The organism is Citrobacter sp. TBCS-15, from assembly GCF_005280815.1.
Lineage (GTDB): Bacteria > Pseudomonadota > Gammaproteobacteria > Enterobacterales > Enterobacteriaceae > Citrobacter > Citrobacter werkmanii.
The window spans coordinates 1-281 of record NZ_SZWK01000068.1 but is presented as its reverse complement, the minus strand read 5'-3'; the positions used below and the strand labels follow the sequence as shown (position 1 = coordinate 281).

The following is a 281-nucleotide window of genomic DNA, read 5'->3' as shown; positions in this document are numbered from 1 at the left end:
TCATGCAAACAAATCAGCTTATGCAAACTCAATGGACGATAAAGCCTATATGGTAAAGCCTAGTGATGCCTTAGGTGGTTCTACTCTTACAGCTTGGGCAGAATTTATGCTGATGTTAAGCCCTAAACGTGGTAGACATAACGACTTCTCTAAGTTATCAGTAAAAGCGCGTGGATATCAGTTTGATGATGATTTGAATTTTTCTTATGTTGATTCAGTATTTACTTGTGTCAATAAATCTAAAAAAGAACCAGATAGCGAACTAGTGGAAAAAGTAAAGG

1 protein-coding gene is annotated in these 281 nt (G+C 36.3%); it reads left to right on the top strand.

The window, feature by feature from the left end; translation table 11 throughout:
- Window positions 1-281: hypothetical protein (locus tag FDW96_RS02980; RefSeq protein ID WP_212732853.1), on the top strand; the 281-nt coding region annotated here is incomplete at both ends.